Consider the following 26,320-nt stretch of genomic DNA (forward strand, 5'->3'; position numbering starts at 1 on the left):
TCACATCTCCGTAAATGAATATTGGTTAAATAAATCATCGTAAGTCAAACGATATCTTTGCGACTTCCCAAACTTCTTACTCTCGAAAATAAGCTCATTTCTATCGTTGCCTTTACTACTAAGTTGATCAATAAATTCAACAAACTTAATAAATTGAAACTTATCTTTTTTGTTCGGCCGGTAACCATTTTTGATTCGAATTAGCAAAGAATATAATGAAAAGTCAATGTCAATTTCAACAGGTTCTCCCCCTTTTGGCCTAAATGCAATCGTAAGCATAGGAAGGAATTTCATTAATGTCTCTTCTTGACGTGGTTCAACACGCTCTAGGGCAGGTTCGATTTCTAATTTTTGTAGTGCATAATAGTGGGTTTGCGGTTGGCCAATTTGAACATAAATTAGTCCACCATGCCCCTCACCATTCCATTTATAAATAGCATCACGCACATCTTCCCTATAAAGCTTGGATAACTTACTCCAAGATTTCCTATTCCAATGGAATAAATAATTCATATATTGATCATAAACTTGATCATCAAACGAATTATGCGGTTCCTTAGGAACTAGGTAGTACAGATAAACGAATAATTTAATCAATTCATTCTTAAAGGAGTTACTCTTTTTGTCCTCGCTCTTCCAAGGAGAGTTTGGAAGCAGTGATTTCGCGAAATAGGGTGCACGGTTTACATCAATGTATTGGCTAAATAAATAAGCACCATCTTTTCGGGATCTAAAATCGATCAAATGTTTATCAAGCAACTCTGTCCGATATTGTGTTGGATTAATATGATTAATCGCTTGATGAATCGCAGATGCATCTTCTCGATCAAATAATTGAAATGGCAGCAAACATGCTGTGTACGATTGAAAGTCTTGATTCTGAATCAATTCCATTAACTTCTCATGTTCTACATTGTCCATGGAGGAAGGAACGATTATATTGTAAATAAAATCAAGCAAGGCTCGCGTTGAAATGATCAACTTTTCTTTGACCATGGCTTGGATCAATAAATCTATTATTTTTTCTTGAATATCGTCATGTTGTAACAACTCATAATTTTGGATGATCGGATTTTTTTGAGCAATTTCAGAATTTTCGTTCTTTTCTCTAAGATAAGCTTGGTAAAATGGGTTATAATCAGATCTCTGAGTGATTTTCTGGAGAATCCCTTTAATATAACTCGATCGAGGCCCATTTTCCGTCAGTTCGTACATATGATAATCACTAAAATTAACATATTTGAAAATATGATCATCCACCGACTCTTCTTCGACCATAATGGAGTCCATAATTTTCTTCGCATGAACATAGTTTTTCAGTCGTGTAAAACTCTTTCCTTCATCAGAATCTATGAAGTTATTCAATGCGCCAAGATTAATTGCCAAGACGATATTTAATTTCTGCTCTTTCTCAATCTCCTCGTCTAAAAAAGGCTTTAGTACCTCGGCCAAAGTTTCAATTGAAGTTTTCCGCGGTGAAAAGCTCTCTGTAGCGTCATTATGTAAATAGAAACGATCAGAATCAGCTAAAAAAGCATATTTATTTTTTAAGAAGGAGAGGATATGCGATTTACCATCACCAACCCCACCACATACCAAGATCAATTGAGCTTGATTGGATTGATTAGCAGCATTAATATGACGCTCAAGTTCTTCTTCTACTGGCCTCTGAACATGCATATATTTTTTAAATTCGCTGAAACCTTCCAAATTTTCGACAGCTTCTTTTGAGGACTGTTTACAGCGTTTTAGAACATCAATGAAATGAATATCGGTAGACATAAAAATCCCCCAAAACACTTATTTTTAAAACAACAAAAAAAGACACAGCTCTTCCCTAGGAACCATGTCTCTCACAATAATTTGTTACACGTGTAATAGACCATGCCTTGGTCCCGCATACATGAAGTTCAAATACTATATGAAAAGAGCTTGCAACTTTGCGAATCGTAAAACTACACAATATAACTTTTATAGGATAAATATACCACAGTTATGGTTCTTAAGATATATCATAAAAAATCAATAACATCATTGCTCAGTCTTCTCCATTCAAAATTATAATGATACTTGATAAAGTTGCTAAAATAGAGAAACTATATAAGTTAAATCCCGGATGTGGTATGCACCAGGGCAATCCGTACATCTGCTAGATGATCGGTAATCCATTTGACACTAAGCTTCGTCGACATCGATCAAATACACCCGTTCCTGAAATCCGCCGTGCGCCTCGGCTTTGTCCGCCCGCAACTTGTCCAGCTGTGCCGCATTCGCGCCGTGCACTTCAGCCAGAGAGCGAATTACTTCCAGCATATCGGCGAGTTCCTCCAATGCTTCCTGATCGTTCTTTGCGCTAAAGTATTCGTCAGACTCCTCGTGCAGCTTCATGCGCAGCTCTTGCTTGTACTCTTCCGGGTCCAAAATGCGTGTGCGGCATTCTTTCCCTGATGAAGTGATGATGTGGGGGATCTTATCCCGCACCAATTTGTTGTATATAGGCATAAGGCAACATCCTTTCTATAAAGAGGTTGTTGGGGCAGAACGCCACAATATCCATTTTTGCCATTATACCATTTACCATAGGAAAGGAAGTCGGTTAACAAGGGGAGAGGAAGGAAACATAACAGGCGTTGAGTTCAGCTTCTTTAGCTAGGCTAGGTATTTACTATTCTCAAATTATTATTTTACTAATTTACTTATTAAAAGTTATATTTTCTTGCTCAGTCTCAATCAATTTATGATTAGAGATTTGCCAGCATAGATCTTTCGCTCCATCGTGATCATCGATTAGAAAGTACCCCGTTATGTCGGAAATGGCAGCCATCTCTGATAGTTGCTTTCTCATAAAATCAAGATAATACTCTCTAATATCGGCCCCATAAAACACATAAGCTGTCCAATTGATTTGTGTCTCCGGAAAAGTCCAACCTGACTGGTACATTTCTAATTTGCTCTTGTCCAGTAAAGCATCATTATAATTCTCGGTATAATCATCCCGAATCTTTCTAACCTCGTGCACAGTTTGTTCATCGCACTCTAACCAACCTCTAACAGATACATACTTTCCCATCCTAATCCTCCAGCTATTCTAACTATAATCCCCTTTTCCTCTAAATATTTTCTCACTTTAGGATGAATCCCGTACTTGAAGCAATATTCAGCCTTAATCCGTTTTCTTCAGCATATTGTATTGTGGCTTGTAACTGTTTCTTCATTTTTTTATTGAGGAAATTATCTGGTTTAGTAATAACGGATGTTCATCTCTTGGCTTCAATTACAGCATCTGAAGTAACACTAAAGACCGACTATGATTCTTTAATGCTCTTGTTTTATCAGATAATACATTTTTTCAGAAGTATGACCGCCTCTAGTAAAAAGCTATTACAACTATTATCGGCCAATTTGTGGTAGATTGCATCACCCTCCATATGAAAATCTGACCAGCGATAATTCAAAGCCATGTTTCTAAATGTTCTTGTTGTAGTATAATGACAGTAGTAGATAAAACGTTAAACTAAAAAAAGCCAGTGGGCTACCCACGGCGAGAGATTCATACGGAATGAAAAACCACCGGTTTTGGCGCCAACCTATCGCCGGTGGTTTTTCTTGTCTTTAGAATCTTCACCAAAAGATCAAACGACACAGTTTCACCCCCTTTTATCCAAGAAAGGAAGTGATCATCTTGCTCAAATACACACGTTTCATATTTCTACTAACTTTTCTGATCGTTGTACTTACAGCTTGTAATGAGTTATCAGAGAAAGAAAGAAATAATTACTTTGAAAAGGCGATCCCGATCGGACAAAAGTATTTCATGACTCATTACGATACTGAAGTTGAATTCACTAGCTTTCAAATCAATACCCCAATGTCTTCAACCATGTTCTTACATGGATATACCAAAGATAAAAACCAATATGATGTTAGTCTTACCCTTGAGTTTCCTTCTCTTGAAGTAAAGTCTGCTGGCGGCCCTAGTGATTTCATCAAAAAACGTAAATAATAATATAATCCGACATAGATCAAACCGTTCGTGTTCCTCGTCATGTTGGAGATAGCCAGTGAAAGAATAAATTTAAACTACCCGGGAGGATCGTTTATTTCCGGGGTTTAAACATGTTTTCCACGTTCAAATAGGATCTGAATTCCTTTATATATCTGCTTACTGGGTGCGGGAATTTCTGATAGAGAGGAAACAAAAGTATTTGTAAGGAAAAGGTTAATTCAACGTGTTCACCTGTACTTACAATAGATCCCAATTAGTTTTTTATCTGAAAGGAGGAAAATCAAATTTTGACTTATGATCGAAACATTCACTTCATGGTTCTGGTCAATCCAAATCATGAATCCATCCTTTTGATGTGCGACAGTGACGTCGCTAGGTTGTGAATCGATTTTGAACAAAGGAACCCCTTTTACGGTTTCAACAAAGCTATGTTTTGGCCAAAAAGACTGCTCTGAAACCTTGGGGAAAATGAGCTCAAGCTCCCCTAATTCTCCATTCGGTCCAAGCCATATCATCGCAGACTGTGCAAGTCGATATGGAACATAATCGTCAGACATCAAATTTGTTGTCACGTTATATGTGTTTACTTGATTGGAGTATTTTACTTCGCTCTCCATTTGGATGTCTCTTACTTCCAGTACCTGTATCATTTTCTCACCATCCTGACGAATTCACCTTTCTCTACGTCTTCCAATATAATCTCACTCGCTAATTATGTAACAAATGCACAGATGGAACCGTTTAGATTTATAAGCGATCAGTCATGCAAATTTCCGGGGCTGAGGGCCTTAAATTTAATCTTTAATAAGGTGGATAGTAAACATGAGAAATAAAAAATGGTTTCTTGTCGCAGCGGCCGTTATCGCCCTAAGTGGCGCGTTTTACATGAACTCCATTTCTGCTGAAAGTCCTGCCCCATTAATCCAAGCTCAACTTGTTAAGGAAGGGGTGGCTATTTCTAAAATCACCACTCAAGAAAGCTATTTAAAGTTGGAAATAAAATCAGCCTCTACCTTAGAAAAAGCAACCATAGACGATATTAAAGCCATCCGAACAATTCTGAACAAAGTAAGAAGTGGGGCTAATGGAACCTCACAAATCAAAAATGTTGATCTCACGATCATAGGGAAAAATGGTCAAACGATTTACAATGGTGTTTCTAATGACATTACTCGAATACCCGATTTCTCATCTAAAATTGCAGGAACGCTCGATTCTGAATCAGTCCAGAACGCTATATATGGTGAATCGAAGGCAAACGGTGTGATTGTGGAATCGACAGAAGTTAAGGATAACGTTCTGGGTGGAAAAATGGCCTCGATCGTGCTCGCAGCGAAAATCTCAGAGGTGAATAGTCTGGTTCCTAAAATGGAGCAATGGATCACAGCGCTTAATGATTCTGATGATATTGGAGTTTCTCAATATGAACTGACCATTAATGATAAGAGTGATCATTCCATCTTGTTATATTTGACAACGGATTTAGTGTATCGTGATTTTTATTGGTGGCAGTCTCCGGAACTTGACGATGAAGGACCTTACTTTTAAAAAAGCAAATTGTCTGTCCCCACCCTGCCTCGCTTTCATTACGCTTGCGGTACATCGCTTCTGTTTTGCGACAATTCGGGTCATTGCCCTTTTTTGTTCAAACCATCCAGTGGAGCTTTATCAAAAAATCGTTCGTACCATCCATTTAAAGGATATGTCCCACCGTTTTTGATCACTAGTTCACGTAGTGTAATACGAAAGACGCCTCCCCTTTCCAAAAGAGTAATTAAAGGGTCATATATGCTTATATATCGATGTACATCAGGATTTTTGTCTGCGTACCTTGCCAATTGCAGGTAATATTGCATCATTCTTTGGATGTTCTTATCTTCGGACAAAAATTGAACAACATCTGAATTGCAAAGTGCTGCTATCTCTATTTCTCCTTCGGAATCACCAAGTAAGTTAGCTACATTGGCGAGACCTGGCGGTTTAGGGGCAAGTTGTGTCTCTTTAAAAAAGCTAGCTAGCCGTCTCATAAATTCGTAGCCTACGTCCGCATCTTCTTTATTGGACACTGTACCAACTAAACTCCAGTTTATATTATTCAATCTGAGAATGGCTTGATCCAGGTACATCTTTTTCACCTCGGACTAGTAATCCACCAAGAGCTTTCAGAAGTGTTATGTGCAATCACCCAACAACTTAGCTTGATCCAATCTCATTAGCTCCAAGATCAGCTTGTCCACATTTTTCAATTCTTCGTTGATGGTAGGTACAATCCCTGCATTCTGTTCCTTCTCCAATTCAGCTCTCATTGTCAAAAGGTTTTGAAACAAATCGGCATACTGCGCCTCTTCCCCGTCCCAACCTCCGTCTTCGACAATACACTCGATTCCAGCCTTGAATTCTTCAGTTAAACATTGAAGCATGCAATGGATAGTCTCACTGTTGGTTTGCCTTTTATCATAGAATTGCGAGGTATTCAAGAATGTCAGATTTTCAATTTGATCATTACAGAACAATCCGCTTTCGGCATGGTACATGCATACCTCTTTCCTTTTATCAAGAATAGCGTATATCTCTTTACAAAAAGATAAGGCAAAGAACACTGCATTTCGATCTCTGCTTGGTTGTACAAATATAGCTGTTTGCATCTGACGCTTCTTTGAATCTGCCAAGGAATCACGAGAAATGTCCAGCCAGATGTCCCTGATTTCTTCATTGTGTTCAAGAACGTAGTGGTTCACCCAGAGCCAACTGCCCGCACGTTCCATCCCCCAGTTCGATAGTTGATCTACAGCATTGAACTTGGACAACACGCCGCGCCATTTTTCAATATTTAGCTCTTCCTCCGTATAAATGACGATATTGGATCGAGACATGACATGGCTCCCTCCGGGTCTGACAATCTGCCCTCTTAATCTTTATACACTTCAGAGTCAATGAATGTTGGACTAAAAAACGATCTTGCTCATTCAATCTTCCATGAAGTTCGTTGAATTTATCGTTGGCATGTTGGTTATCCAACAACGCTAATGTCGCTAAAGCCACATGCCCTATTTGCCAAGGTCCGATAAATTTATGATCTTCCAAACGTACGCTTAGTTCAGATAATCTTTCAATGATCCCCTGGTCACAATAATTTCTTTCGATCGCTTTGAACATGGCCATAACCACGATTCTGTAACTGTAATTCTGCATGCAAAGGGCCAAAACTTCATTAGTAATGGTATCTTCGTCAAGCGCCTTTTCCAGTTCTTTGTTTGAAGGCAAATGGATGTGAATGTTGGATTGGCGGTCCCGTAGAAGACCACGATAATTCTCGTTCAACCACTTCATATACACCTCGTTAAATAGAAACTGGCCATCTTTATGGAGAAATATCTCATCACCAGATACATGATGCAAAATGCCTTGTGCTTCGAACATTTCGAGGATCGCAAAGCAAATTTCATACATGATCCTATAAGCTGTCTCGTAATCTCCTGACGGATTCAGCTCAAAAGATACTGTCTCTTGATACTCAAAGTCCTCTTCCAGAAACATCGTTTCATAAGCATAGCCAGGATGATTCGTCGGTAAAATATTCGCAAAAATGCTTATGCTCAAGCCGATGTCTAAGATGATTTCTTCAACAACCTTTGAATCGATATATTTCACAGAATCACAAAATTCAAGCTGCTGCTTTTCCAAATAAATTTTCAAACGTACAACGTCAACTTTCTCTCCATTTATCTTCAAAGAGTATTCCATGCATCCCTCCTGCGATCTTCAAGAATATACAGAAACACTCTTGTTCACCAATCCCTTGGATTAACATAACACCAATGATCCACATCATTATCCCTAAGTTTGTTCAGATCGGCCAATGTGTAGAACCAGTCTTCTTCGATCCAAACCGTAGCGGTGGGGAATTCATTGAGGAATGCATATAGAAATTTGAATAATAAATCTTCGTTGTCCACAAAATCGCCAGAAACTAACGTTTTAAAATACTCTTGTGGGGGAGAATCCCAATCGAAATCGACAAGTTTATGTGGATACGGTTCATCAGCAATACCAAAACAAATTGGCCTATCATAACTTTCATATAATGGAATATCGCTGACACAGTATTCGCAGTATTTTAATTTTCCGGCATCGTCTACTTTATTCAGGGTGTGGCTGTAGAACATTCCTTCGTTCGCGCATAACTCACCTAATCGAAGCAATAAATGGTTTATTTCAATGCTATTTCCGCTTTTGAAAAGGATGTGTGCAGAAATACCCATTTTTCCCTCCTTAGTAATAACAAGCACGCTTTCCCATTCATGATTCAATCGAAAGTTTAAACTCCGACATTCTCACACGATTTTCTCACTGGACCATAGCGGATTGTAAGGCATGTTACTTAACTTAATAAGGTCCTTAGCCGTATAACACCAATCCGCATCATCAAACCATAGGTAATCTTCAGGATGATCTCTAAAATACGCTATAACAAAATGATAATTGAACACTCCCACCACTTAGCTTTCGCTTGAAGTGGGGGATTCTTGGGTCATCGAACCTCTTGGTTCGAAGTGGACCAAGCGATCCCTGTGGTCCCCACAGTTCTCGAGCGATATGACGATCGATATGGCAACATCCTTAATGTTTCGGGCTGCATTGACATCCCGATCATGGAGGGTCTGGCAGGATGGACACACCCATTGCCGTACCGAAAGATCTTTCACCTCTCGGTGTAGCGCTCCGCATACATGGCAGGTTTGACTTGTCGGAGCAAACGTATTCGCAATCTTGAGGGTGCGCCCGTACCATTCCGCTTTATACGTGAGCTGCCTTCTGAACTCACTCCAGGACGCATCGGCGATCGATTTGGCCAGCTTGTGATTCTTGAGCATGTTAGACACCTTTAAGTCCTAGGGTACTGATCGTTTGGTTTTCACGAATCAGCTTGGTGGACAGCTTGTGCAAAAAGTCATGGCGGATATTCGCCATTCTTTCGTGGATCAGGGCGATCTTCCGTTTGGCTTTTTGCCAATTGGAACCGTCTTTCGTACGCCGGGCCATCCTCCGCTGCCAGCTCGCCAACTTCTTTTCATACCGGCTCCAGGCTTTCGGATGAGTATCCCGCATACCCTCGGAGGATACCGCAAACGTTTTAAGTCCCAGATCGATCCCTACCGACTTCTCGTTATGCGGTAAGGGCTCGATCTCCACTTCACAAATGAGCGATACAAAATACTTCCCCGCGGCATTTCGCCGTACCGTAGCCGAGAGGATGCGTCCTTCACAGGGGCGAGAGTTTGCAAACCGCAGCCACCCCAGCTTGGGGAGCTTCAGCTTACTTCCATTCACAGTGATATTTCCATTGGTATATCGGGTCGTGTAACTTTGAACCGGATGTTTACGGTTTTTGAAACGTGGAGCCTGCGTCTGCTTCTTGAAAAAACGATCAAAGCTATCGGCTACATGCCGAACAGCCGATTGTAGGGCAATACTATCTGTTTTTTTCAACCAAGGATGTTCTTGCTTTAGATCTGGAAGCTGTGTTGCACAAGTATTGTACGACAAGCCCTTGCCGGTGGCGTCAAACGTATCCTTCCATTGTCCCAGAAAATAGTTGAACACAAAACGGCAACATCCAAACATCTGATGGATTAGCTGCTGCTGTTCACGATTGGGGTAGATCCGATACTTGTATGCTTTATGGAAGAGCATGCCATACACCTGCGTTCCTTGCAGTTATTATAGCACATACGTTCGGTTTCGAATACAAAAAATGGCGATTCATCCCCCACCTAAAGCGACGCTTTTGAGGAGGGAGTCTTCTCGCCTTCAACGATAAACGCGTAGTCATCTTTAATATTTTAGATATCGATAGCCCAAAAATACTTTTCGTTTTGTGTTAGCCAAGTGAAGCTGTTGTCATATGAGTCTTCATTCACTGGATTAATATTAAATGTGAAGTACTTAAGATGCTCTTTGTTACCTGTATTTAAAAATGCAGCCTCATCCACTTCCGATAACGTTCCTTCGCCAGATACAAAATCGACCATCGCTTGACTCCGTTCTTGTTAAAATGCAAAACATGCCTGCTTTCGTAGCGGCCTGTTTAAATGCTTCTAACGCATGTTCGGGAGAATAGTTCTCTATATTTTTCAAAAAAATGATCGAGCTCATTCTATAGGGTCTCCCTTAGGCAATTTGGAATAAAACTCCTCGCTAGCTTGTTCCACACGATCAAACCGATCTCCGATTTCAATATCGTTTACAAAATCGTGATAATGATTCACGCGCTGGCTGCTCCAAAACTTGCGTTCATCAATAATTTCAGAAGCAGGACCGCTGATTTTGGCAGCAGATCGCGCAATTATAGCAGCTAATGCAAACTCGACAGGTTCACGCTCCCCTTGTACCATGACTCCCATCCAAAATCCAGATTCCTCTTCGTCCACATAAGGAAGGGTCGGATCTAGATAAGTAAACGCCAATCCAACCTCGCTTTCCATCCCTCTAAATGCGACTGCATACGCTTGACTCTCCTCAAAAAGAGCAGTATCACCAAGATCAACTCTTTGCCCGCTTAAAACCTGTTTAATGGTGACTTCAGGAGTCGTCTCTACCTTTAAAAGTCTGACAGCTTCTTTGGATATCTCTTTTTTTAATGCATTCATATGAATGATTCTCGTCATTCTTACATCAAGATCTAGGGACATACGATCACCTTCGTAATACAAAATGATACCACCAGAAGAGAATCAAACTTCATTGGTGGTTTTCAAATTTTCTGACCATTATCTATTTTATTTAAGGTTACTGATATCAAGTGGTGTTTTTTCAATAAATCGTTCGTACCATCCACTCAAAGGATATGACCCACCGTTTTTTACCACAAATTCACGTAGTGTAATGCTAAATAATCCTTCACGTTCTATGATAGTGATTAAAGGATCATACACGGTCAAATATTGCTGTGCATCAGAATTTTTTTCTGCGTACCTCGCCAGTTGTAAATAATATTTAATCATTCTTTGTACGTTAGGATCTCCATTCAAAAATTGAATCGCTTCTGAGCTGCAGTATTCTGAAAGCTCGATTTCGCCTTCGGCATCGCCAAGTAAATCAGCTATGTTCGAAAGCCCCGGTGGCTTGGGTGTAAGTTGTCTCTCTTTAAAAAAGCAAGCTAACCGTCTCAAAAATTCATAGCCTAAGTCTGCATTTTCAATGTTGGCAGCCGTTCCTACTGAACTCCAATGTATATTATTCAATCTACTGATGGCTTTTTCCAAATGCATCTCTTTCACCTCAAATTTAGTATTCATCTTTACTTCTATCCACATTGTCTTCGAAGTCCTTAGAATAGTCATAATCAGGCAATGCTCCTGGGTTTGGTGCAGTTTCATTTGCCTTATCGTGTGCATTTTTCTCTGGATTCACATCAAACCTGTCTCTTTCAGGGTTCCAGGTCGATTCATCCATTAGGGGCATTCCTGAATCCATTAGTTTTTTTTCTGTTATTTCATGATCTGCCAGTTGTTTAAACCACTTCTTCTGATCGGCTGTCAACTCTCCATTTTGAGCCTTTTTCCACACATGTGCAATATCCGGATCAGCCTGAAAGTATTGTTCTTTGTAAGGTGAGCCAAGTATAGAAAGTTTATGGGTATCGAGAAAGAGATGTTTTTTCATGTCAATAATTTCTTGCTCGGATAAACCTGTATTTTTTGCTACAGTCGATATGTCATCTAGTCCTGATTTTCTAATAGTTATATATTCTCGCTCTAAGAATGCATCAAAACCATCCTTAGGGGGCGTAATAAATACCCGCATTTCGTCGGTATATGGTCTAAACTCAGCACTCCCTGTCCTTACATCCCCCTTCCCACTCTCCGACTTCGACTTCCCTCCACTTGACCCACCTATCTCGCCATGCTTATTATCAACCGAGCGCAATGCTCTCCCAAAGAATACATAAGCCAACGCTTGACCCGTAAGAGCACCGCCATAATACCCCGTCTTGTCTTCGGTGATCATCTTCTTCTGCTCTTCAACAAACTTCTCGGCGTCCGAGCGGGCAGTTCCGGTTCCCCATAATGCATCCCATGCAAACGAAATGCCTCGTCCGACATCCACAACTCTGCCTACCGTCAACCCATAGCCCAGACTCGCCAATGTGCCGAAAGGATCATGCCACAATGCATTAGCCGCGTCCCCGATTCCGGTAACCGTTTCGCCTACAGATCCATCTAGCAAACCTACGGTAAAGTCTCTCTTCAACTCTTCCGGAATATAAAGAGCAACCTCCCCCGTGTTATCGGTCGTTCTGAAGTTATTGGCGATAAACGTGAACTCGTTCTGAATGCTGCTTAACAGTCCTAGCGTTGTGGGGAATACTTCCCTGGCCAATCTGAAATCTTGAAAAAACTTCTCCCCGGTGATCCCCGACCATTCCGACTGTAACATATAAATGGACTTCTCGAGCTCCCAAACCATTCGCTCAAGTTCCTGCTTTTTTTGCTGAACCATTCGTGCCTTCTCATCTAACAAATCAGGATGAACCATAATGCGTTGCATGCCGTCTTCACCGCCAAACTGACCTTGTTTTATATCTAAATTTTAACAAGTAAGACGGTTCATTGGAATCGACCCTGCGTTGCATTTTCCCATGACTTCTAGTCCGTAAATAACAATGCTTGTTGACTACCATACCTACATATTCGTGTAATCTCCTCAACAGGCTTACTCTTGTTAACATTTATTCTTTGGTCAAACGGACCTATGTGTGCTTCACCTATGATACTTCCACCGAAAAAAACGCTCCTTCTCACCTGTCTATTATTGAGGAACAATCAAAATTCAGATTCACTCTTTTGGTGATATGGGAAACTAAACTCTTTATCAAGTTGTTATATACTAATAAGTACCAACTTACAAATTAAGGTTATCGTTCTGTTGAGTATAGATGTGAATGAACTAAGAAACACTAGCTTCCCCAGCTGTCAGCACCTTTTCACCTTAAATAGAAAGGTTGTCTTTTATGAAAAAAATAGTCACTAAGTTAGCCTCCGTACTGGGTTACGGTGTTTTAATTGTACTTGCTATTTTTTTCCTCATAGCGCTAATTGCGATTATTATTCTGGCTATTTACGAACTTAAGAAGTGAAAAAGTTTAAGGCGACTCAATCTTGTGTCATCCTTTCATTATGAATCCCAACTATCATATGGTAATATTACCCTCAACTAGAAGGGAGAGATATGAATGCCGAGAAACTTCTCATCGCTCTTGGGATTAACGTTGTTGTCCTTCGCACTCATAAGCGGATGCACATCACCCGGGCCTTCCAATGAGACGGATGCAGAACCCCCCATGAAACAATCGGAGACGCAGCAGCCAGATGTTACCCCGGATACGTCGATGGATGAACAAGAAATTGCCGAAGCCATGAAGGCAGCGGAGACGTACAAAACCAAAGAGTATACGATCGACGAGATCCCGGAGACGCCTTTGGAGGACGAGGCCATGATGAAACGCCTTGCAGAAATGGAACCTCTATACGCCGATAATTACACCGACAAACCGGGTAATACAAGCTACGGTGTCTTAACGTTCCGAATTGCGAGCGTGCAGCAAGTTTCGATGAAACCGGAGAACCTGACCTTCGAACTCTACCAGGAAGCGGAAAATTACGTGGATTTCGATTATACGGTAGACTTGATTCTGACCCGTCAAAACGGGGAAAGCGAACGTCTTCCTTTGGAAGGCCGCCTGACCCTCGTCCGTAAGAACGGAAAATGGCTTGTCCAAGCGGATGATATCGACCCCGACTTTGGCAATCGTGTAATTACACACAAATAATTCCTCAACGCGTAAAACTTGCTGAGCAAGATGAAAAGGGAGGCCCTCGTCACCCCATCGTGACCGTAGGCATCCCTTTTTGTGGTTGGACCATCCCCCGGTCCAACCTCATGTAAGAGCCGAAAATAAAGTATTAGACTTTCAATACTTCATCAAGTGCTCAATGAGTAGGTCAGCAACTGACATAACGTCCCCCCATTCCTTCATTGAAAGGATTGGGGGTAATTTTTTTTCTTACCCGCCGGACTGACTCGTACTAAACGACCCGGAATTTGAAGAATTTTGTATCAAATCCATATCATATGGTAACTATTTTGTCTCTAAAAGCGTTGATAGTAGTGAGCGAAAGGTTATCTTGGTATCATTGTAAATAAGATGTAGTTCCAACAAAGTAATTTCACGGATTCACAGGATGATGATGTATAAATATTTACAATGTAATAATCAGGTGTTTGTCGGTCCGATTGTTCGGCTTTCAACGAACTTGCGGGTCATGGGAGGTGAAGGTTTGATCCCGCAGACGTGTGTTGTCTGTCCCTAGCTCCGTGTGTAGAACGATTCGATTTCTTATGAAGATAACCTTCCTGTGATTCCTTAGAATAAAGAAATTGCTGATAGCTTGTTTATTGTTCATGTTTCGATCCAAACCGCCGAATGTTCATATAGTAAGCTAATTTAAAACAGAGGTGTGAAATGAAGAAATCTATACTTATGTTATTGTGGTTTAGTATACTGATGCTTTTTCTGCTTCCCGTTCAAACCAACGCAGCTGCAAATCAAACGAAAATTATTTTGGATGGCCAGGAACTAACCCTGCCCAATGACGTTGAAGTCGTGAATGTACGAAACAACATCATGATTCCCATTCGCGTCGTTGCCGAAAATTTGAAATTCAATGTGAACTGGGACCAAAAAACACAGAATGTGAGCATTCAACAGGGGTCCAAAGCGATTTCGTTGACCGTAGGACAACAGGAAGCCATCGTCGAGAACAGCAACGTAACGCTTAACATCGCTCCCCAAATGATCAAGAACACGGTTGTTGTTCCTCTACGTTTTGTTAGTGAAGAAATGGGGCTTCGGGTCGGTTGGAATAACAAAGAAAAGATCGTCACTCTAACCAACACTGCCTCCGTTCCGTCCTCTCCTTCGAATGGTAACGGGAATGAAGGGACAACGAACCTTGTTCATGAAATAAACTATGCGAACAATCAGCTTGTCGTTTCTATGGATCAGGAAGTGACGCCGGTCATCACCACGTTAAAAAATCCCGAGCGGATTGTTGTGGATTTTCCTTCTACGGATTTTGGTAATATGGGGCAAGTGCTGCCAGCAGGTTCGATGGGCAAATTGGATACGAGCGACAGTCCGAATGTTAGCGAGGTACGCTATTCCCTATTCAAAAATGATCCGGCTCAAGTCCGAATCGTCATTGAATTAAATAATGTCAGTGCGGTTAATTATTCTCAACAATACGTTGCAGGCAAATTCATCCTTGATTTGAGCATGGTCAACGGCCCAACGCCTGCAACCCCTGTCACGGATGGCAAGAAAGTCGTCGTTATTGATCCAGGACACGGGGGAAGCGACCCGGGCACCATAAGCTTTACGAACAAACCTGAGAAGAATTTCACTCTTGCTTTAGGTCTAAAGGTACAAGCCCTGTTGAAACAAGAACCAGACATTGAATTGATTATGACGCGAGAAACGGATGTATATCCTACGCGTTCGGAGCGAGTTAAACTGGCTAACGATCTTAATGCGGATGTTTTTGTATCCATTCACGGAAATAGCGTAAAGGGGTCTCCTCAGGTAAGCGGTACCGAGACGTTTTATTACCAGCGTGCAAGCAGTAAAGAGTTAGCAACCATTATTCACAAACATTTGATCGAGGCTTTAGGGTTCAAAGATCGCAGCGTCAAAAATGGCAATCTTCAAGTCATTCGAGAAACCACCATGCCCGCAGTTCTTCTGGAGATCGGATTTTTAAGCAACAAAGATGAAGAAGAAGCGATGATGTCGGAGAGCACGCAAGACAAGGCCGCTCAAGCCATCGTTGACGGGATTAAAGAGTATCTGAACCTATAAAAGCCAGCGAATAAATCAAGAGGATGTGCTTCTATGAAAAAAGGAATTCAGCTCGCACTCGTAGTCTGTGCAATCAGCTTGGTGGCAGCAGGATGCGGCACCAAACCAACCTCTTCCGGACCGGTGCAGGCCTCTAATCCTGCAAGCACTTCACCGGCGGAACAGCAAGAGGAGAATAAGCAAACTCAAGAAATCAAGGTATATTACGTGGATGATCAACTAACTCAACTGGAGCAAGGTACGAAGGAAATTACGTTTGAAGACGACTCCGATAAGTACAGCCAAACGTTTGCCGCTCTCCAAAGCAGCGATCAAACCGAACACATCTCCCTGTGGAACAAGATTGATTTACTGTCATCCACGTTCGATCAAGGGGTGCTGACTTTAGATGTCCATATCCCGGAAGACGCAGCATTGGGGGCTAGCGGTGAGCTTTTAGCCTTGGATTCCCTCAAGGAGACGTTTTTTCAGTTCGAGGAAGTGACGAGTATCGATCTGCTGGTAGACGGAAATGCAGCGGAAAGTTTAATGGGGCATGCCGAACTGGACCATCCCATGAACCGAAATTGACTTGATTTTCCCGTTAAGTCTTCCCGCAAATCGTAGACATTGATCCGTAAGGATAACCAGCCTCATTTGCGTTGTCATCGTGATTTTATTCCATGACTGATCCGGCCAGTACATTACTGGTCGGATCTTTTTTACCTTACGATAGGCGTTGAGGATAACGCTGAAATGACGAAGAACAGCATCTCCCGAGTTAAACGAAAAAAAGACCTTATAAGGCTCTTCGTCCTTTAAGGTCTGCCCGTTCAGGGGCTCTTATCCGAGGATTGCCAATTGTATCTTGGATTCAGCGAATCTTTCCATAGTCCGATTATGTAGGCCTGACGGATGTGCAACATCCGTCAATGGTTCATCTTCGTTCAGTATCTTTTTTTACCCCAACGTAATCGACCTACTTCTCCATCCCCTTGCGCAAGCTTGCATAAAACGCCTGCGGCTCCGTCCCGTCCGGCAGCCCGGCAACTTGCCCGTCGCCCAGCTCCATAATGATCCAGCCACCGTTCTTCCGCTTCGCGAAGTCCATCGTGAAAAAATGGCTTTCCACCGACCGGGCCACGTCCAGAAACGAATCCAGCACCTCCGCAAATTCGCCGTCCTCGCCGGCTTCCCAGTAGTTCGAGACGAAGACAGGCTCGCCTTTCAGGAAAAAGACCCGCATTTCCCGCGACAACGGCATGCCGCTGCGAGCATGGTAGGAAAGAAACTCCAATTCCGCAAACTCCCGGAAAACAAGGCCTTCGTTCAGGTCGTCGCCCTGCCGCGTCACGAAGTTCCGCACCACTTCGGCCACCCGTTCCGCATCGGATGCATCGGGGATGTAACACGCTTCGTTCCACTCATGTTTACGGGATTTGACGTAATCCTTTACGATGATCGGGCGCTGCCCGAATGCGCTGACCGCATGTTGAACGGCATTTTCCATTTTTTTGACCTCTCCGATCGGCAGCCATGTCGACTTCGGCGTATATTCCTGGATTTTCGCGTACGATTCCGGCAGGTAATGACAGTGCTTATATTCCTCCGGCCGGTTGATCAACTTCAAGTTTTTAGCCAGCAGCGCGTCGTATAACATGGCATAATCTTTCGGTGTCAGCATCCACCCGCGATATAACACGTCTTCCCGATCGCTTGCAGACGGCAGCCGTTTCACAGCACGAGCTGGACTCTGTTCCGCTATGAGCTGCTCCAGATTTACCAGCCCTACCTCTAAGCCAGCCTTTGCAGCGGCAGCATATTCCTCTTCATACATTTCGTCCACCTTTCGTTCATCCAGCGGTGAACTGCCAAATAGGATCAACATGTCTCTCCCCCTCCCAACTGCCATTTCTCTATAACTTGCATATGCATTTCATCGGTCTCATAGATCCTACGCTTTACTCGTCCGTAACAAACGATTGTTTTCAATACCAAAGCACTTGGCATGAAGCTAGTCGAATTCTGTCAGGGACAGGGAGCACTCAACCGCTACATGCTATAACTTTGGCAGCATAAACGCGTAGTCTTCATTTTCGCAACCAGTAAGAATGTAAAATTCTCCGCCCTGCTCCGCCTTCATGGTGCCGATGCCCTGGCAAGCATTGTTCACGATCCGGCCTTTTCCGGCGTAGGCGTCCCTCGTATTGTCATAGCTGTACTGTATAGCTGTACCATCATAATTCAGTTCATAGATGATCGGATCGCCTTCGATCGTATAGATCGTTACGCGAACCTGGTCCTGTTGTTTGGCATGGACTTGGTCCATGAATTGTTCCCACCGTTCCTGGTTCGTCACCTGGCCGTGCAAATTAACGACATCGCCGTTCTGCTTCGCGTGCTCAGGGGTATACGGATCCGTGATTGCCGGCAAAGCCGTTTTAGGGGGTTCGGGAGCATCAGGCACGTTGGCCACGCAGGCCGTTAGCAGCATGATCGCCAAGAGCAGAAGCATCAGAACGGTCTTCTTCTTTTCCATAACATCACCTCATGGACAATAACGTTTGGGGTTCCTAAAATGTTCCAGAAGTTCGCTTCATTGGACCGACCCAATCACCCTCCGCATGGATTGGATCACGCCCAGATGGTACCACTCATGATATAACGTGCGCGGTATGACTTCCCCGATCGTGCTCATGCCCAGTTCGCTCACCCGGAGCAGCGATTCCTCCAGACGGCCTTTGAATTTCGCTTCCAGTACCCGGGGCTGAGCGATCAATTGCTCCATAAGTTCTGCCCAGGATGGCGGTTCATCCGCCCATGTTTCCGGGCTTGTCCCATATCCAAAAAAATGCTGATAACTCGCCGGAACTTCCGCCTGATCGTGTATCAGGTAATGAAACCACGTATCCTGATCCAGCACGATATGTCCCACGTTCCATAGGATTGAATTGTTAAACCCTCCAGGCACGACATGAACCTGCCCAGGATCAATCTCAAGACATACGTGGACCGTAAACTCCCGCACATCCCGAAGTTGATTCCATAGTACCTCTTCCTGGTATTTCATAGCTCCATCCCCCATTCTCCTGATCCGCTCTTCAAATCATTGGAATATTTCCATTTTATACGTATTGCAGCACAAAAAAAAGCAAGGCCTGATCCATGCCTCTTATCCGACAACTCGCCAAAAGTGCCCCTTCACTCCCGTAACTTTCGTCCTCTCACATACGTTTAGAAGGAAGAATGCAAAATCCGCTAAATCATCCCATATGAAAGAAGGCGACAATATGCGCTGGAGGAATCCATCCAGTCATTCGGATCTACATCAGGTTCCGTTCCCCGTCACCAGCGACGCGGGCTCGAACCTGCGAAAGGAAACTCGCCAGGCTTCCACGCTGCGCGCCCTGACCGCCGCAACGCTTGCAGCCGTACTGTTATCCGCCGACCTGCCTGCCGGGGCTGCTGCCGCTGCACCTGCACCAATCCCGCCTGCTATGCCGGCTCCCACATCCTCGGCTCCAAGCTCGGCGAATGAAGCAGCCGCGGCATCAACGGCCAGAGACAACCTGCATTACACCGCCGTCGAAGGGGCTCACTACCATTCCGTTGGCCTGCGCAGCGACGGCACCGTCTGGGCATGGGGACGCAACCTGTGGGGAGAACTCGGCGCGACGGGCAAGGTACGATATTATAATACGTACAGTCCCATCCGTATTCCCCGGTTGGAGAACATTATCGCCATTTCCGCTTCGGGCTCTTCTAACAAGGCTGCGCTTCGGGAGGATGGGAGCGTGTGGGAGTGGGGTGGAATTCAAGGCCTGACTCAAGTCGATCAGGTAAGCAATGTGAAGCAGATCTCAACTGGCGGTCACTATAACATGGCCCTGCGCGAAGACGGTACCGTGTATACATGGCAGATTGCATCATATGAGATCGAAGCCCAGAAAGCTCGAAAGCCAACAACCGTCAAAGGTCTTGCTAACATAACCTACATCGTAGCGGCTGAATCCACGGCCTATGCCGTCAAAAAAGATGGTACAGTGTGGCGTTGGGATGAACCAAGAACGCCGGGAACAGCGCCTTCCTCCCCTGTAAAAGTGAAAGGTCTATCCAACGTACGTTCCATAACCTATGGAGATGACAATCTCTACGCGATGGATACCAAGGGCAAGGCATGGCAAGTGAACGCTCAGGGCAAAGTCACCGCCTTTCATCCCGAATTGACACTGAGCCGCATTGATGCAAATGCCAGCTATGTATTATTGGCGACGACCTCTGGAGATGTCCATACTTACGGCTCTCGCACCGTTACGGGGAAACAAGGCAAAGTGAACGGCTTATCCAATATCGCCGACATTTCGGCAGGTACGTATCATGCCCTTGCCTTGGATGCAGCAGGATCGATTTGGGGCTGGGGCGGCAACAAAAATCAGGAAGCCGGCGGACCTGCAACTTCACCAGGCGGGATGACATACACTCCCATTCAAGCTCCCCTTGGCACTGATGTTTACATCAACGGCCAACTGCTGGAAGCACCCTATGCGACGGTTGCGACTGCAGCGACGGTCCAACTGCCCGCCAAAGCGGTTGCTGCCGCGTTGGGTGCTGCCTTCGCTGTCCATCGCAGCAACGATGGCTCCATCGATTATTATTCGCTTGTCCTTGGCGACGCCAAAGCCACGATCCGTCCGGGAGATACAGAGCTCCACGTGACGATTGACGGGAAAATCAAGGACAAAATCGTTCCTTTGCCGGAGCCCGTCGGCAGTTACTCCGGAGGAACCACATTGCCGTATGAAGCGCTGGAAGCGCTTGGTTTAACCGTTCATTGGGATGCACAGCGATATATACTGACCATTGACGATACCCACTGACGGTGCCGATCCACGCGAAAATCCCCTGTGAGGACGCTAGGCCGACATGGCTTTACGCGCCCCCCACAGGGGATTTGGTTTAGTTATGCTTCACGAACCGTCCATGAGCATCCCGACCTGGTTTCGGGCCGTAAAAGGAAAGGATGGTTCGTCTTTTCATTCCACTTATTTCTCGAATCGGAACCAGCCGAAATCGAAGCTGCTGCCCGGCAGGAAGATGAACGTCACCTTCTGCACGCCCGTCACCTTCTCCAGCTCGAACACGCGCTCCTCATAGCCTGCGGATTGCGTGAACTCGACCAATTGGTTCATCTGGCCGTCCGCTCCGGAGAAACGGATGTGAATCGTGTTTTTATCGATCGGCGAATGGCCGTGGATGACCAGCTTCGACGTGCCTTCCGCGCCAAAGTCCATCGCGTCGAACTCCAGCGAAACGTTGTTCCCGATGCCTTCGACGAAATCGCCCTGGATCGTGAACGTATCCCCATATAGATGGTCGCAGGAAGCGGCCGTGTTTTGCTCGTACGCCCGGCTTTGCCGTTCGAAGGAGAATCCTTTGATATGGATTTTCTGCTTCAGCACAAAACAGATCGACGTGATGCCCTGCAGACGTTTGTTCAGCTTATACGTCTCCTCTTGATACACGTTCCACTTCGTTTCTTTCTGGTACACGACATCGGCCAGCTGCTCGCTGCCTTCCTCGCCTGGCATGCCTTCCCAGATTTGCAGGAAATACTCCTCGCTCGACAGCGCAAAAATCGGAATCGTGATCGTATCCGAACCATAAGCGCCGAAATCGATGTTGCGGAAGCATACGTGCGTCTCGCCGTCACGGCTCGTCGCCACGCCGCGTTCGTTGCCGTTGCCGACTTCGCCCTTCGTATCGTCGTATAAACCGCCCGAGATAAAGCCGTACGGATCTTTATATGCCGTTCCTAGTCCCGCTGCTTTGAATTCCAGCTGGGAGATCAGCTTCGTTTTGTCTGTGCCGTTGCTGCTCGTTGCCCGCAGTCTGAACTCGCCGTCACCGAGGGCAAACACCTTCACTTCCAGTCCGTTCGCTTCGACTCGCGCAATGTTGGATTCAATGCCTGCATCGTTGACGACCGCCCACTCGATATCGCGGTAGGACGTGTTTTCCGGATACAGCTTCGCTTGGACCACCATCTCCTGCGTCGAAGGATCGAATTGTTGTCCGGCTTGGCTGATGATCTCGATTTTGCGCAAAGGAATTTCCCGGGCTGCGCCCGTAACGACAGGATACTCTTTGTTGCTCGTCAAAGTCGAAGCAGCCGCCGAGCGTTGTACATCGCCATCTGCTGCTATCGGCGCCGCAACTGCGGTGAATTCGGCCACGGCGCTCTCCAGTCCTTCGGATGTTACCTCGATGCGGATCGGGCCTTCCTCGTTCGTCGCGCCGATGATCGCCATCAGCTTGCCGCTGAACAATCTGCGGCTGAGGCCCTTGTACTGGTCGTAATCCGTGCTGTCGCCGTTGTCCAGGCCGAGCAGGCGGCCAGCGCCGGTCACGTTCACGTTCACGCGGTTGTTCGCGTTCTGCACCGGATGGCCTGCGGCATCGTCCGCCCCGATCTCGACGAAGATCAGGTCCTTGCCGTCTGCGGTCAACTCGGTTTTATCCGCTTGCAGCCGAATGCTGGCGGCATCCTTGAATGAGCGCTGTACGTCCGTCGCAATGACGTTGCCTTGCTCGTCATAAGCGATCGCTTTCAGTTCGCCTTCCTCGTAAGGCACTTTCCACCAGCCGACCAGTTGTTTGCCGTGCGCATGGTCGATATCGAACGTGCCGATGGACCGGCCGTTCAATTGCAGCTCGACCTTCGGCGCATTGCTTGCTACGCGTACGTCGATGATTTGCCCGGGGTTGAAGTCCCAATACGGGAGCAGATGAACCATCGGGCTTTTTTTGTAATCCGTCCAGGCGGACTGATAAATATAGTAGGAATCTTTCGGGAACGTTGCCGTGTCGAGCTGGCCGAAATACGAGTTTTTCGTATGGTACGGCGTCGGCTCCCCGATATAATCGAATCCGGTCCACAGGAACTGTCCAAGGGAATACGGCGTATCGCGTTCGGCCAAAATGCAGAACTCCGGCGATTTCGCCCCCCAGCTCGTCGTGCTGTTGCCAAGCGCGGAGCACTGCTCGTCATCGTCGGCAAGGATCGATTGCTCGAACGGGAAATGATAGATCCCGCGGCTCTGCACAACCGAGGCCGTTTCGCTGCCGTAAATGATCCAGTCCGGATGCTCGGCATGATGCTGGTCATAATATTTCTCGGCATAGTTGTAGCCGGCCAGCTTCACGATATCGGCGCATTTCTGCGCGTTTTCCCATGGCATGTAGTTGGAACCGATCGTTACGCCCGCGTTCTGCTTCGGATCGAATTCCAGCACGTAATCCATCAGCATGCGCGTGACTTCCTGCCCGCGCTCGTCGGCATGCGTATCGTAGATTTCGTTACCGATGCTCCACATCACCAAGCTTGGATGGTTACGGTCGCGAGTCACCCAGCTTTTCACGTCGGCATGCGCCCATTCCGGGAAAAATCTCGTATAGTCGTACGGCGTCTTCGCCCGTTCCCACATATCGAATGCCTCGGACACCACGAGCATGCCCGTCTCGTCCGCCAGATCCATGAACTCCTTGGCAGGCATGTTATGGGAGGTACGGATCGCGTTGACGCCCATCTCCTGCAGCAGCTTGAATCTGCGGCGCAATGCCGTCAGGTTGAATGCCGCGCCCAGCGCGCCGAGATCGTGGTGCTCGCACACGCCGTTCATTTTCATTTTGACGCCGTTCAGGCGGAAACCGTCGTTCGGGTCCATCGAAATTTCGCGGAAGCCGATGTTTTGCGTGATCGATTCGATCAAATGGCCATCATTGCCGTTATCCGTCAAACGCAGCTCCGTCACGAGTTGATACAAGTTAGGCTGCTCCGTGCTCCACAGCTCGGGCTGCTCTACGGTCAGCTGCTGCTCATTTTTCCGTACTCCCGCCTCCCCGGCTTGAACGGAGATGGCTGCGCTGCTTGTCGCCACGACCTGTCCATCCCGCACAATCGTATGCGTCAGCTCCGCATCCTGATGCAGGTTCACGTCCGTGTCGACTTCGACGCGCCAGTCCTCTTCCTGTTTGCGGATCGAGACATAAATGCCGTGGCTCTCGACATGGTTGCGGTCACGCGTTTTCAACCAGACGTTGCGGTAAATGCCCGCACCGGAGTACCAGCGGCTGTTCGGGCTCTGATGAACGACTTTGACGACAATTTCGTTGTCGCCCTCCACAAGCGCCTCTGTGATTTCATGCTCAAACGCGGAATAACCGTATTTCCATTCGCCCACAAGCTGTCCGTTCACATATACGGAAGAATCCATATACACCCCGTCAAAGCAAAGCAGCAATTGCTTCCCTTCATCTTTGTGTTGGAACGTTTTGCGGTACCAGCCGATGCTGTCCTCATACAGATTTTGCGAATCGTAAATCAGCCAGTCGTGCGGAAGCTCTACCTGCTCGAACGCCAGTCCTGTCGGCTCCGTGACTGCCAAGCTGCTTTTGGCGAATTGCCATCCATCATTAAAAAGGGTTCTTTGGTTCATCGTGAATTCTCACTTCCCTGAAGTTGTTATGGTTACGTTTACATAAATATACTTTTACTGCACCGAGAATGAACCATTCCATGTTCGGAAATCTTGCTGCTCGTACCGATTATACCACTAGAACGAACTTTGTAGGGTCAATAAACAAAGTTTTTTTGACAATAGTGCATTGAATCACGAAAAGCTGTAAATCTCCCCTCCGCGATTGACTGAGGGGATGGCCGGCAGTAGAATAAAATCCTTAAACATGAAGCCGCACAGACACATGCACTTGGCCATGATTACAACAGATGCGAGGGATGAAACGATGCACATACGCGAGATTGAAGAACAAGATAACCGGGCCATGGAGCAGATCATCAAACGTTCGCTGGAATCCTTCGGATTGAACATCCCCGGAACCGCCTATTTTGACCCACAGCTTGGCAGCCTGGCACAATATTACGAACGAATCCCGCTGGCCAAATATTGGGTGCTCGTTACGGATCAGGGCGAGGTCACAGGCGGCGTCGGCATCGGCCCGTTCGGCCAAAATCCGGAAATTTGCGAACTGCAGAAGCTGTACCTCTCTCCTCAAGCCCAAGGCAAAGGGCTGTCCAAACAACTGATGAACGCTGCATTGGACTTTGCCGCAGCGCATTACCGTTACTGCTATCTGGAAACCTTCGACAAACTGGAGGCGGCGAACGCCCTGTACGTGAAGTACGGTTTCCGGCCATTGGAGCAAGGCTTGGAGGAGTCCGAGCATAATGCATGCGATGCCTGGTATATAAAAGAACTCACGTAAATGGAAAATCAGTGCTTTTTTCATATAAAGCGAAGATTTTGGGACTAATTTCATCATTCTGATCGGGAACGGATGTTCATAAATCAATATATTTGCCCAACCTTATACCTAATAATTCCGGTTTCCGCCCTCCTTCTCATCATTGCAAGGCATTCAGATTCGTATTTATACCGTAAACAAGGAAAATTTATGAAGGCGATTGGCAATCAATTCCTGTCATATTTTGTGATCTCATGTTAGTTTATGTAATAGAAAATAATCACATATATAGATAAGGGGAATTACAATCGTGAAAAAATCTTGGTTGCTTTCTTTGATGATGAGCTTTGCTTTGCTGGGCGGCGCAGTGCTTCCAACAGGAGCTTCCGTTTCTGCGGCAAGCGACACTACTCCTGTTTACTACGATGAGAACAGCGCAGTAACTGAGGATACCGCAGGGGAAGATACTTCTGCAGATGAACCTGAATTTACGGCGGACGAAGCCGACCTGCTCGACTATATCGATCAATTGGAAGCGGCTGCCGTATACGAGGAAAGAGCGTTCAATTCCTTCAAAGGCGGAATGACCATTACTTCGGCCAACCGCAAATCCATTTTCCTCAAGTTGAACAATACGGCCATTCCTAACTATACCAAGTATGTGTCCAAGCTGAAATTGATTAAACCGAAGAACGCCGAGCTGCAAAAAATCCATGCCAAACTGGTCAAAGGCAGCTACACGCAGCTTGAAGCATATCAGTTGTTCAAACAGTCCGTTTCCAAAACGAAAGTGAACAGCACCCAATTGAAACAAGGCAACGACAAATTGGCCGCAGGTGCCAAACTGATCGAGCAATCCAACCAGGAATTCATCAAATATGCCAACAAATTGGGATTCGATCTGTAATCCATACAGGACTGAATGGAAAAACCCGTCTGCATGCAGGCGGGTTTTTCGTTGGCGTCGTTTCAACATGGAGCGAAATGAATGGCGCCATACAAAACAGCAAGAATGGTGCTGGGAGGAAACTGAAGCCCGTTATTTGTCACAGGTGTGCGTTACGCAAGCTTGAATTCTCTCAGGGTGAAACTGTAACGAACCTCAGACACGGTATCGGAGACCATTTTGCATGTTTGAAAATGTAATGAACCTG

At 45.4% G+C, this 26,320-nt stretch carries 25 protein-coding genes and 1 pseudogene; 8 read left to right on the plus strand and 18 right to left on the minus strand.

Features of this window, described 5'->3' with window-relative positions:
- The 4 genes from dptF to L6H98_RS31460 form a co-directional block, all read right to left on the minus strand.
- Positions 1–1,782 carry a DNA phosphorothioation-dependent restriction protein DptF gene (gene dptF, locus L6H98_RS28030; RefSeq protein WP_236420999.1) on the minus strand — a complete coding sequence of 594 codons (1,782 nt, stop codon included), beginning with the start codon at positions 1,780–1,782 and terminating at the stop codon, positions 1–3.
- A gap of 393 nt (positions 1,783–2,175) precedes the next feature.
- Positions 2,176–2,502, minus strand: coding sequence for a nucleoside triphosphate pyrophosphohydrolase (locus tag L6H98_RS28035; protein ID WP_236421000.1), 327 nt, complete (start codon positions 2,500–2,502; stop codon positions 2,176–2,178).
- 190 nt (positions 2,503–2,692) lie between these two features.
- Entirely contained in the window at positions 2,693–3,070 is a 378-nt protein-coding gene (locus tag L6H98_RS28040; RefSeq protein WP_236421001.1) for a hypothetical protein, read from the minus strand.
- Positions 3,071–3,122: 52 nt separating this feature from the next.
- Positions 3,123–3,215, minus strand: coding sequence for a hypothetical protein (locus L6H98_RS31460; protein ID WP_236421002.1), 93 nt, complete (start codon positions 3,213–3,215; stop codon positions 3,123–3,125).
- A gap of 467 nt (positions 3,216–3,682) precedes the next feature.
- Between L6H98_RS31460 and L6H98_RS28050 the strand changes: the two genes are divergently transcribed.
- Entirely contained in the window at positions 3,683–4,003 is a 321-nt protein-coding gene (locus L6H98_RS28050) for a hypothetical protein (protein WP_236421003.1), read from the plus strand.
- A gap of 230 nt (positions 4,004–4,233) precedes the next feature.
- Here L6H98_RS28050 and L6H98_RS28055 read toward each other — a convergent pair whose 3' ends face one another.
- On the minus strand, positions 4,234–4,656 hold the full coding sequence (locus L6H98_RS28055; protein ID WP_236421004.1) for a hypothetical protein: 423 nt from the start codon (positions 4,654–4,656) through the stop codon (positions 4,234–4,236).
- A 172-nt stretch (positions 4,657–4,828) separates the two neighbouring features.
- Between L6H98_RS28055 and L6H98_RS28060 the strand changes: the two genes are divergently transcribed.
- The gene (locus tag L6H98_RS28060) at positions 4,829–5,554 is read left to right on the plus strand and encodes a hypothetical protein (RefSeq protein WP_236421005.1); all 726 of its coding nucleotides are present in this window, start codon (positions 4,829–4,831) and stop codon (positions 5,552–5,554) included.
- 80 nt (positions 5,555–5,634) lie between these two features.
- Here L6H98_RS28060 and L6H98_RS28065 read toward each other — a convergent pair whose 3' ends face one another.
- From L6H98_RS28065 to L6H98_RS28105, 9 genes and pseudogenes are all read right to left on the minus strand, one after another.
- The gene (locus L6H98_RS28065; protein WP_236421006.1) at positions 5,635–6,132 is read right to left on the minus strand and encodes a hypothetical protein; all 498 of its coding nucleotides are present in this window, start codon (positions 6,130–6,132) and stop codon (positions 5,635–5,637) included.
- Between the two features lie 45 nt (positions 6,133–6,177).
- Positions 6,178–6,879, minus strand: a complete 702-nt coding sequence (locus tag L6H98_RS28070) for a hypothetical protein (protein ID WP_236421007.1) — start codon at positions 6,877–6,879, stop codon at positions 6,178–6,180.
- A complete protein-coding gene (locus tag L6H98_RS28075; RefSeq protein WP_236421008.1) occupies positions 6,830–7,750 on the minus strand; it encodes a hypothetical protein in 921 nt (306 codons plus the stop codon). The genes L6H98_RS28070 and L6H98_RS28075 overlap by 50 nt, the downstream gene beginning before the upstream one ends.
- A gap of 44 nt (positions 7,751–7,794) precedes the next feature.
- Positions 7,795–8,316: a hypothetical protein gene (locus L6H98_RS28080; RefSeq protein ID WP_236421009.1), complete on the minus strand. Its 522-nt coding sequence runs from the start codon at positions 8,314–8,316 to the stop codon at positions 7,795–7,797.
- Positions 8,317–8,601: 285 nt separating this feature from the next.
- Positions 8,602–9,700: pseudogene (gene tnpB / locus L6H98_RS28085) on the minus strand (IS200/IS605 family element RNA-guided endonuclease TnpB); the annotation flags it as partial.
- 149 nt (positions 9,701–9,849) lie between these two features.
- Positions 9,850–10,038, minus strand: a complete 189-nt coding sequence (locus L6H98_RS28090) for a hypothetical protein (protein WP_236421010.1) — start codon at positions 10,036–10,038, stop codon at positions 9,850–9,852.
- A 120-nt stretch (positions 10,039–10,158) separates the two neighbouring features.
- On the minus strand, positions 10,159–10,719 hold the full coding sequence (locus L6H98_RS28095) for a hypothetical protein (RefSeq protein ID WP_236421011.1): 561 nt from the start codon (positions 10,717–10,719) through the stop codon (positions 10,159–10,161).
- Between the two features lie 66 nt (positions 10,720–10,785).
- The gene (locus L6H98_RS28100) at positions 10,786–11,304 is read right to left on the minus strand and encodes a hypothetical protein (RefSeq protein ID WP_236421012.1); all 519 of its coding nucleotides are present in this window, start codon (positions 11,302–11,304) and stop codon (positions 10,786–10,788) included.
- Complete coding sequence (locus L6H98_RS28105) at positions 11,294–12,556, minus strand: WXG100 family type VII secretion target (RefSeq protein WP_236421013.1); 1,263 nt, start codon at positions 12,554–12,556, stop codon at positions 11,294–11,296. Before L6H98_RS28105 ends, L6H98_RS28100 begins: the two co-directional genes overlap by 11 nt.
- A 793-nt stretch (positions 12,557–13,349) precedes the next feature.
- Here L6H98_RS28105 and L6H98_RS28110 point away from each other — a divergent pair.
- From L6H98_RS28110 to L6H98_RS28120, 3 genes are all read left to right on the plus strand, one after another.
- Positions 13,350–13,838: a hypothetical protein gene (locus L6H98_RS28110; RefSeq protein WP_236421014.1), complete on the plus strand. Its 489-nt coding sequence runs from the start codon at positions 13,350–13,352 to the stop codon at positions 13,836–13,838.
- A 735-nt stretch (positions 13,839–14,573) separates the two neighbouring features.
- A complete protein-coding gene (locus L6H98_RS28115) occupies positions 14,574–15,926 on the plus strand; it encodes an N-acetylmuramoyl-L-alanine amidase family protein (protein ID WP_236421048.1) in 1,353 nt (450 codons plus the stop codon).
- Positions 15,927–15,959: 33 nt separating this feature from the next.
- Positions 15,960–16,496: a GerMN domain-containing protein gene (locus L6H98_RS28120; protein ID WP_236421015.1), complete on the plus strand. Its 537-nt coding sequence runs from the start codon at positions 15,960–15,962 to the stop codon at positions 16,494–16,496.
- A 388-nt stretch (positions 16,497–16,884) separates the two neighbouring features.
- On the opposite strand, the gene L6H98_RS28125 is transcribed toward L6H98_RS28120, so the two are convergent.
- The 3 genes from L6H98_RS28125 to L6H98_RS28135 all read right to left on the minus strand — a co-directional run bounded on the left by L6H98_RS28125 (position 16,885) and on the right by L6H98_RS28135 (position 18,975).
- On the minus strand, positions 16,885–17,793 hold the full coding sequence (locus L6H98_RS28125) for an ATP-grasp domain-containing protein (RefSeq protein ID WP_236421016.1): 909 nt from the start codon (positions 17,791–17,793) through the stop codon (positions 16,885–16,887).
- A gap of 171 nt (positions 17,794–17,964) precedes the next feature.
- Positions 17,965–18,444, minus strand: a complete 480-nt coding sequence (locus tag L6H98_RS28130) for a DUF4362 domain-containing protein (RefSeq protein ID WP_236421017.1) — start codon at positions 18,442–18,444, stop codon at positions 17,965–17,967.
- A gap of 57 nt (positions 18,445–18,501) precedes the next feature.
- Positions 18,502–18,975, minus strand: a complete 474-nt coding sequence (locus L6H98_RS28135; protein ID WP_236421018.1) for a DinB family protein — start codon at positions 18,973–18,975, stop codon at positions 18,502–18,504.
- 220 nt (positions 18,976–19,195) lie between these two features.
- Here L6H98_RS28135 and L6H98_RS28140 point away from each other — a divergent pair, with 220 nt between their 5' ends.
- Positions 19,196–20,782, plus strand: a complete 1,587-nt coding sequence (locus L6H98_RS28140) for a hypothetical protein (RefSeq protein ID WP_236421019.1) — start codon at positions 19,196–19,198, stop codon at positions 20,780–20,782.
- Positions 20,783–20,947: 165 nt separating this feature from the next.
- On the opposite strand, the gene L6H98_RS28145 is transcribed toward L6H98_RS28140, so the two are convergent.
- A complete protein-coding gene (locus L6H98_RS28145; protein WP_236421020.1) occupies positions 20,948–24,400 on the minus strand; it encodes a glycoside hydrolase family 2 TIM barrel-domain containing protein in 3,453 nt (1,150 codons plus the stop codon).
- Between the two features lie 307 nt (positions 24,401–24,707).
- Between L6H98_RS28145 and L6H98_RS28150 the strand changes: the two genes are divergently transcribed.
- Positions 24,708–25,187: a GNAT family N-acetyltransferase gene (locus L6H98_RS28150; RefSeq protein ID WP_236421021.1), complete on the plus strand. Its 480-nt coding sequence runs from the start codon at positions 24,708–24,710 to the stop codon at positions 25,185–25,187.
- Between the two features lie 289 nt (positions 25,188–25,476).
- Positions 25,477–26,073 (plus strand): hypothetical protein, encoded by a 597-nt coding sequence (locus L6H98_RS28155; protein ID WP_236421022.1) that lies wholly within the window; start codon positions 25,477–25,479, stop codon positions 26,071–26,073.
- Positions 26,074–26,320: the final 247 nt, after the last annotated feature.

The sequence above is a fragment of the Paenibacillus sp. JJ-223 genome, from assembly GCF_927798175.1.
In the GTDB taxonomy this organism is placed as follows: domain Bacteria; phylum Bacillota; class Bacilli; order Paenibacillales; family Paenibacillaceae; genus Paenibacillus; species Paenibacillus hubeiensis.

Bases quoted from the DNA above. Each gene is read 5' to 3' on its own strand.
- L6H98_RS28130 (WP_236421017.1), bottom strand. From the start codon at position 18,444: ATGGAAAAGAAGAAGACCGTTCTGATGCTTCTGCTCTTGGCGATCATG.
- L6H98_RS31460 (WP_236421002.1), bottom strand. From the start codon at position 3,215: ATGAAGAAACAGTTACAAGCCACAATACAATATGCTGAAGAAAACGGA.
- L6H98_RS28145 (WP_236421020.1), bottom strand. From the start codon at position 24,400: ATGAACCAAAGAACCCTTTTTAATGATGGATGGCAATTCGCCAAAAGC.
- L6H98_RS28040 (WP_236421001.1), bottom strand. From the start codon at position 3,070: ATGGGAAAGTATGTATCTGTTAGAGGTTGGTTAGAGTGCGATGAACAA.
- L6H98_RS28120 (WP_236421015.1), top strand. From the start codon at position 15,960: ATGAAAAAAGGAATTCAGCTCGCACTCGTAGTCTGTGCAATCAGCTTG.
- L6H98_RS28140 (WP_236421019.1), top strand. From the start codon at position 19,196: ATGCGCTGGAGGAATCCATCCAGTCATTCGGATCTACATCAGGTTCCG.
- L6H98_RS28070 (WP_236421007.1), bottom strand. From the start codon at position 6,879: ATGTCTCGATCCAATATCGTCATTTATACGGAGGAAGAGCTAAATATT.
- L6H98_RS28090 (WP_236421010.1), bottom strand. From the start codon at position 10,038: ATGGTCGATTTTGTATCTGGCGAAGGAACGTTATCGGAAGTGGATGAG.
- L6H98_RS28135 (WP_236421018.1), bottom strand. From the start codon at position 18,975: ATGAAATACCAGGAAGAGGTACTATGGAATCAACTTCGGGATGTGCGG.
- L6H98_RS28100 (WP_236421012.1), bottom strand. From the start codon at position 11,304: ATGAATACTAAATTTGAGGTGAAAGAGATGCATTTGGAAAAAGCCATC.
- L6H98_RS28150 (WP_236421021.1), top strand. From the start codon at position 24,708: ATGCACATACGCGAGATTGAAGAACAAGATAACCGGGCCATGGAGCAG.
- L6H98_RS28075 (WP_236421008.1), bottom strand. From the start codon at position 7,750: ATGGAATACTCTTTGAAGATAAATGGAGAGAAAGTTGACGTTGTACGT.
- L6H98_RS28115 (WP_236421048.1), top strand. From the start codon at position 14,574: ATGCTTTTTCTGCTTCCCGTTCAAACCAACGCAGCTGCAAATCAAACG.
- L6H98_RS28125 (WP_236421016.1), bottom strand. From the start codon at position 17,793: ATGTTGATCCTATTTGGCAGTTCACCGCTGGATGAACGAAAGGTGGAC.
- L6H98_RS28055 (WP_236421004.1), bottom strand. From the start codon at position 4,656: ATGATACAGGTACTGGAAGTAAGAGACATCCAAATGGAGAGCGAAGTA.
- dptF (WP_236420999.1), bottom strand. From the start codon at position 1,782: ATGTCTACCGATATTCATTTCATTGATGTTCTAAAACGCTGTAAACAG.
- L6H98_RS28060 (WP_236421005.1), top strand. From the start codon at position 4,829: ATGAGAAATAAAAAATGGTTTCTTGTCGCAGCGGCCGTTATCGCCCTA.
- L6H98_RS28110 (WP_236421014.1), top strand. From the start codon at position 13,350: ATGAAACAATCGGAGACGCAGCAGCCAGATGTTACCCCGGATACGTCG.
- L6H98_RS28035 (WP_236421000.1), bottom strand. From the start codon at position 2,502: ATGCCTATATACAACAAATTGGTGCGGGATAAGATCCCCCACATCATC.
- L6H98_RS28105 (WP_236421013.1), bottom strand. From the start codon at position 12,556: ATGCAACGCATTATGGTTCATCCTGATTTGTTAGATGAGAAGGCACGA.
- L6H98_RS28065 (WP_236421006.1), bottom strand. From the start codon at position 6,132: ATGTACCTGGATCAAGCCATTCTCAGATTGAATAATATAAACTGGAGT.